Source organism: Pseudomonas eutrophicaquae (assembly GCF_023544715.1).
Taxonomy (GTDB): Bacteria; Pseudomonadota; Gammaproteobacteria; order Pseudomonadales; family Pseudomonadaceae; genus Geopseudomonas.
On the sequence record NZ_JAMJEZ010000014.1, the window covers coordinates 56,888 to 62,930 of the forward strand.

Sequence of the window (6,043 nt, forward strand, 5' to 3'; positions counted from 1 at the left end):
TGCCTTTTTTCGTTGCAGAGCCCGGGTACCGATGAATATCCCCAACCTTCTCACCGTCCTGCGCGTTCTGCTGATCCCAGTCTTCATTGCCCTGTTCTACCTGCCCTTCAGCTGGAGCTACTGGGCCGCCAGCGCCACCTTTGCCCTGGCCAGCGCCACTGACTGGCTGGACGGCTATCTGGCTCGCCGCCTGGGCCAGAGCACACCGTTTGGCGCCTTCCTCGATCCGGTTGCTGACAAGCTGATGGTGGCTGTCGCGCTGGTGCTGCTGGTCGCTGAACACGCCAATCTCTGGCTGACCCTGCCCGCCATGATCATCATCGGTCGGGAAATCGTGGTATCGGCGCTGCGTGAGTGGATGGCTGAACTGGGAGCACGCGCCCAGGTGGCGGTATCACGCCTCGGCAAGTGGAAGACGGCGGCGCAGATGGCCGCGCTGATCGTATTGCTGGCCAATCCCCCACGCCTTGATCCATGGGTTGGGCTCGGCATTGCCCTGCTGGTCATCGCGGCCGCCCTGACACTCTGGTCGATGATTCAGTACCTTCGCGCGGCCTGGCCGCACCTCGGCGCAGAGAAATAACTTTTTTGAATCAATGAGTTGACAGTCTTCCCGGGTGCTATACAATGGCTCCCGTCACCAAGCGGGAATAGCTCAGTTGGTAGAGCACGACCTTGCCAAGGTCGGGGTCGCGAGTTCGAGTCTCGTTTCCCGCTCCAGTTTCAAACGTGTGCAGCCCGATAAGCTGCATGCATAGGCCGGGTGGCAGAGTGGTCATGCAGCGGATTGCAAATCCGTGTACGCCGGTTCGATTCCGACCTCGGCCTCCACTACAAAAGCCCTGCAGTTCAATGACCTGCAGGGCTTTTTTATTTGGCTTGTCTCTGCATCGTTTCGCAGAGAGTAAAAACGCCAAAGGTCTGCACGTTGCGCTACTGCCCGAATGGCGAAATCGGTAGACGCAGGGGACTTAAAATTACCAGTGTCCTTGCCGATTCCGCACCAGACGGGCACCCCGGAGCCCGTTCCGGGACACGTTGATGACAAGTGACAAAAGGCTGTAACCTGTTGTTTTTGCAGGCCCCGATGGTGAAATCGGTAGACACTGAGCACTTAAAATGCTTTGCCGAATGGCGTGCCGGTTCGAGTCCGGCTCGGGGCACCAAAACCTTGCGCACCGTCCAGCGAACCGCCCAGGCTAGGAGCCAGCGCCGATGAGCAAAGACGAAAGCCCGTCCGAACGACTACAGCGCCTCTGGGCAGACCCAGAGATCTCGGCGTGTATGCGCGAAGGCGCGCTGCGTCACCGCCTGAAGTCCGCTCGCAAGCGGCGGGACGCCGGGGAGCAGCCGTTCCCGCTGGACAATCTCACGCTCACCCATTTTGGCGAAGGGGTAAACCCCCGAGAGGTGGAGAAGTCCGTGGAGCCTATGCGGGGCATGAGTTTGGAAGTTCTGAGGGCGCTCCAGAGGCACTCTGAAGGACTCACGGCTGTCCAATTGAAGGAGACACTGGGCCTGACAGAACTCCAAGTCCGTGCCGCGCTGAACGGATTACGTGAGAAGGGACGACAGCCAATCATCAACAACGAGGGGCGGTTCCGCCTCCTTCGCCCAGGCGAGTACTGACGCACCCGGCACCAGCCCTGGGCCACCCCGCATCCGCTTTTGCGCCTAGCTGTTGTCGGACTTCAGCCAGCTGGACAGGATTCTCCTTACCGACCGGACGCCCGGTCTTCCAGAAAAGGAGAATCGCCATGATCCGCATCGCCGACACCGCCATCACTCGCTTCGCTGACCTGAACGAAGTTTCCACCGCCGACCTGCTGGCCTACTACAACAGCGTCACCGGCAAGAACACCAAGCAATTCCTGAAACGCGCCAAGGGCATGCAGCAGGTCTGGGCCTTGATCGAGCCGCAGCTCGCCCAGGACGAAGGGGTCGCCCAGGTGGAGCCCGCCGAGGTTGCACCGGAGCAGCCCGAGAGCGTGCAGGAGCCCGCCACCCCGGCCACCGTGGAGGCATCCCCCGCCACCGCGCCTAGCACCGCCGAGGAGCCCGCAGAGGGCGCAGCCACCGCCGAGGCCAAGGCCAAGCCCGCCGGACTCAAGGCCCGCGTGGATGACCTCCTGGCGGCGCTCGCCAGCGGCCCGCGTACCGTCGCCGAGCTGGCCGAGGCGCTGGGCATGGAACAGAAGAAGGTGCGCTCCACCATCGACACCGCCCGCCGGGTCGGCCACACCATCGCCTGTGTCGGGCGCGGAACCTTCGCACTGCCGGGCGGGGAACAGTAACAGCAGGTTCTTGGTACGGCCCAGGGAGACAGGCCGCCGCCGCTCTGGGCAGTGCGCCAGCTCCCCGAGCGCACCGTCCCTGGGTTCGTGACATCTCAGGAACGGCAGTTCTCAGTCTCAGGAGAGGCAGTTGTCCTGTTGCGCCTCGGAGCGCGGATGCCGGATAATGGCTTCCGTTGGTGAGATCGTGCCTGAATCGACAGGACTCGCCAGGGTGGGCCTGCGGAGGCTCGCCCAGTGGCGGTGGAAGCCCGCGACCAACAGCCCGAACCCTGTTCCCGCCGAGCTGGGTTCTCATGCTTCGCCGGCATTGTCTCAGGCGGCACCGGATCTTGGCGTTATCAGATTCGGAGACCGTCATGACCGACGTCCACCACCAAGACGAAGTATCCTTCACCGCCCCCAAGCGTTGGCTCCGCGCCCGCGAAGCCGCCGAGTACCTGGGCGTATCTGTTCCCCACCTCGCCCGGCTTCGCGAAGTTCGCAAGGGGCCGCCCTACCGCAAGTTTGGCGCTGCCGTCCTGTACGACGTCCGCGAGCTGGACGCCTTCGTTCTGGCGCAGCCCCGCTTTGAAACCAAAGGGGGTGTCCAATGACCGACTTCTTGGAACCTCAGAACGAAAAAAGCCCCGACCTGAGGGCGGGGCCGGGGCTTGGGCGGCAACAAAGCAAGAAGGAAGCTGACGTCCAAGGTGAATTCTCTGCGACCCAGCCCACCACGCCAACCCCGGACTCCGCTGCCGCTGTCAGTTTCTTGCAGCGGTTCCACCCGCAAGGCCCGTGGGCGCTCACCGGCATCTCCCCGGACAAGAAGGTCATCAAGACCCGCTCCTTCTCTCCTGGGCAGGAAGCCGCCTACCTTCAGTGGCTCGACGAGCACAACGGCAAGCTGAACCTCTACTTCCATGTGAACCGTCCGACGAGCGAGCTGCGGAAGAAGGCCGAGAAGACCGACATCGGCGAGGCTGTCTGCCTCCACGTGGACATCGACCCGCGAGCCGGTGAGGACATTCAGGAGGAGCAGAAGCGGGCGCTGGGCATCCTGCGGGCGGCCCAGCCTGCGCCGTCGGTGATCGTCTTCTCTGGGGGCGGCTACCAGGCGTTCTGGAAGCTGGAGGAGCCGGTGCGAATCGACGGCGACCTTGCCCTGGCGGAGAGCTTCGAACGCTACAACATCCATCTGGAGCGCCTCTACGGGGCGGACAACTGCCACAACGTCGATCGGATCATGCGGCTGCCTGGGACGATCAACCTCCCGGACGCGAAGAAGCTGAAGAAGCGCCGGGTCGCCGCGCTCGCCCAGCTCGTGGAATTCAACGACAACGTCTATCCGCTGTCGGCCTTCACCGCCGCCCCGAAGGTACAGTCCGAGGAGACCCTGGGCTTCTCTGGGCGCTCTGTGGTCGTCTCGGGCAACGTGCAGCGCTTGGAGTCGGTGGATGACCTGAACCAGTGGGACGTTCCCGACTGGCTGAAGGTTCTCATCGTCCAGGGCAACGACCCCGACAACCCGACCAAGTTCCCCAGCCGCTCCGAGGCGCTGTTCGCCTGCACGTGTGAGCTGGTGCGCCGGGGCGTTCCCGACGACGTAATCTTCTCCATCCTCACCGACGAGTCCTTCGGGATCGCCGAGTCCGTGGTCGAACACAAGCGCCCGGAGAAATACGCCCTGCGCCAGATCGACAAAGCCCACGAGGTGGTCGGCCAGGACTTGGGCTGGAACCCGACCAACAAGGCAGGCGAGCCGCTGAAGAGCCTGCACAATACCATCACGGCCCTCCGGCTGATCGGTCTGGAGTGCAGCTATGACTTGTTCCGCCGCCGGAACATGGTCGGCCATCACCAGATGCAGGAGCTTTCCGGCGAGTTCTCCGACATGGCCGAGGTGCTGATTCGGCGCGAAATTCGCTGCCGGTTCGGCTTCGATCCTGGCAAGGAGTACGTCCGCGACGCGGTTCTGGAGCTGTGCGCCCTGGGCAGCTTCGACCCGCTTCTGGATCATCTGCACAGGCTGCCCACCTGGGACGGGATGCCCCGGCTGGACTCCTGGCTCGTTCGCTATCTGGGCGCGAAGGATTCGCCCTACATCCGGGCCGCTGGCGCTACCTGGCTCGTGGCAGCGATGGCCCGAGCCTTCGAGCCGGGCACCAAGTTCGACCACATGCTGGTGCTCGTGGGTGCCCAAGGGCGTGGGAAGTCGTCGGCGCTCAACATCCTCGCCGGGGAGTTCTTCAGCGATGCGAATTTCCTCGATGCCCAGGACACCCGCGAAGTTCTGGAGGCAACGGAAGGGGCATGGATCGTTGAATGTGCGGAGCTGGCCGGGATGCGTCGGAAGGACGTGGAGACGCTGAAGCACGAAATCACGCGGCGAGAAGATCGGGGCCGCCCCGCCTATGCGCGGACGGTCGTGTCGGTGAAGCGTCGCTTCGTTCTGGCGGGCACAACCAACAGCGGGCGCTTCCTGCACGACGAGACGGGCAACCGTAGATTCTGGCCGGTGGAGGTTGGCGAGATCGACCTGCCTGGGCTGCAAGCCGACCGCGACCAGATTCTGGCCGAGGCGCTGGCCCGCTACCGCAGCGGCGACTTCCAGTTGTTCCTGACAGGCGAGGCGCTGGAAGGTGCCCAGCAGGCCCAAGAGGCCCGCCGAACCGTGGAAGACGGCTTCTTGGAAATGGCCGAAGGGCTGCACCCCGAAGGCTTCTACGAGGGCACGGCAGCCATCCGCACGGATACGGTGTATCAGTCCATGGGCATCCCACCCGAGCGCCGACGCGGCCAGCTCGCCACGGATGTGCGCCGGGCGATGGAGGAAGCCGGGTGGAAACCGACACCGGGCTCCGTACGCTGGCAGGGCAAGAAACAGCGCCTGTACCTCTGGGCGAAGGACGAACCGCCGCCGCCGCCCGTGTCGGCACAACCGTTCTAACCAATCGGGGGCTTCGGCCCCCGTTTTTGTGCGTTCCGGCCCGCGTTCCGGCTGGCGTTCCGGGCTGGGAGCCTGTAGAGACGCGGGTTCTAGGCCCGGAACGAACGGGCCGAAGAACGTGCGTATATAGGGGCTAGCTCTACTGCCCTCGTGCCCACACCACACTGCTGTGGTGTAGTCCTCCGCTTCTCTCTACCTCTTACTTAATTCCTTCGTTCCGTTCGTTCCGGGGAGCTAGGAGCCTGTATCTACGCGGGCTTGGGCCGGAACGCTGCCCCTGCCGCTTGCGTTCCGCGTTCGTTCCCACGTTCCGCTTGGGCCATAGGGCCGCCCCGGCTGCGTCTTCTGCGTTACCCATTTCAACTGACACATCGCGCACGCGCACGGGGGCCACCCGGCCTGTGCGCTCCCGCCTCCTGGGCCGCCCTCGCAGCGCCGAGAGCGCCCACCAGCACAACGCCCAGCCCGCTGGCCCGCCTGGGCAGTGCCACCGCTCCTAGGCCCGCCTAGGAGGTGCAACGGAATGCCCCGGTAAGTTCGAGTTACCACGCCGCGCCAGCGAGACCAGCCCGCCGACTCGTGCCTGCCGCTGCCGACCGTGGAGCGCACCGCCAGCACCTTCCTGGGCCTGCTGCCGCCCGCCAAAACTGATATCGCCGACGCAGCCGGGCCGTTCGAGCGCGAGCTGATGGAGTGCGCCCACCTGGGCACCTTCCCGCAGTCCGTCTCCGTTGGTGGTGTGTAGTGGTCAAGCCATCCCGGACAATGGGTTAAGTTTTTTCTCGGCAACGGCGGGCGGCAGCCCGTCATTGGCCTG

Annotated in this window: 5 protein-coding genes and 3 tRNA genes; all 8 read left to right on the top strand. The window is 64.3% G+C overall.

Translation table 11 applies throughout. The annotated features are described in order from the left end of the window. The first annotated feature begins 31 nt into the window (after window positions 1-31). The 8 genes from pgsA (at window position 32) to MXC11_RS08250 (ending at window position 5,226) form a co-directional block, all read left to right on the top strand. Entirely contained in the window at window positions 32-583 is a 552-nt protein-coding gene (pgsA, locus tag MXC11_RS08215) for a CDP-diacylglycerol--glycerol-3-phosphate 3-phosphatidyltransferase (RefSeq protein ID WP_250007803.1), read from the top strand. A 61-nt stretch (window positions 584-644) separates the two neighbouring features. Beyond that, window positions 645-720 (top strand) — tRNA-Gly (locus tag MXC11_RS08220). 37 nt (window positions 721-757) lie between these two features. Further along, window positions 758-831: transfer RNA gene (locus MXC11_RS08225), tRNA-Cys, on the top strand. A 250-nt stretch (window positions 832-1,081) separates the two neighbouring features. Then, a tRNA-Leu gene (locus MXC11_RS08230) sits at window positions 1,082-1,166 on the top strand. A gap of 49 nt (window positions 1,167-1,215) precedes the next feature. Next, window positions 1,216-1,629, top strand: coding sequence for a hypothetical protein (locus MXC11_RS08235; protein ID WP_250007811.1), 414 nt, complete (start codon window positions 1,216-1,218; stop codon window positions 1,627-1,629). A 128-nt stretch (window positions 1,630-1,757) separates the two neighbouring features. Beyond that, window positions 1,758-2,294 (top strand): hypothetical protein, encoded by a 537-nt coding sequence (locus MXC11_RS08240; RefSeq protein WP_250007818.1) that lies wholly within the window; start codon window positions 1,758-1,760, stop codon window positions 2,292-2,294. 359 nt (window positions 2,295-2,653) lie between these two features. Next, entirely contained in the window at window positions 2,654-2,890 is a 237-nt protein-coding gene (locus tag MXC11_RS08245; RefSeq protein ID WP_250007826.1) for a helix-turn-helix transcriptional regulator, read from the top strand. Further along, the gene (locus tag MXC11_RS08250; protein ID WP_250007834.1) at window positions 2,887-5,226 is read left to right on the top strand and encodes a VapE domain-containing protein; all 2,340 of its coding nucleotides are present in this window, start codon (window positions 2,887-2,889) and stop codon (window positions 5,224-5,226) included. Before MXC11_RS08245 ends, MXC11_RS08250 begins: the two co-directional genes overlap by 4 nt. The last annotated feature ends 817 nt before the right edge of the window (window positions 5,227-6,043 follow it).

Excerpts from the sequence above, each read along its gene's own strand:
- pgsA (WP_250007803.1), top strand. The coding sequence starts at position 32 with ATGAATATCCCCAACCTTCTCACCGTCCTGCGCGTTCTGCTGATCCCA.
- MXC11_RS08235 (WP_250007811.1), top strand. The coding sequence starts at position 1,216 with ATGAGCAAAGACGAAAGCCCGTCCGAACGACTACAGCGCCTCTGGGCA.
- MXC11_RS08240 (WP_250007818.1), top strand. The coding sequence starts at position 1,758 with ATGATCCGCATCGCCGACACCGCCATCACTCGCTTCGCTGACCTGAAC.
- MXC11_RS08245 (WP_250007826.1), top strand. The coding sequence starts at position 2,654 with ATGACCGACGTCCACCACCAAGACGAAGTATCCTTCACCGCCCCCAAG.
- MXC11_RS08250 (WP_250007834.1), top strand. The coding sequence starts at position 2,887 with ATGACCGACTTCTTGGAACCTCAGAACGAAAAAAGCCCCGACCTGAGG.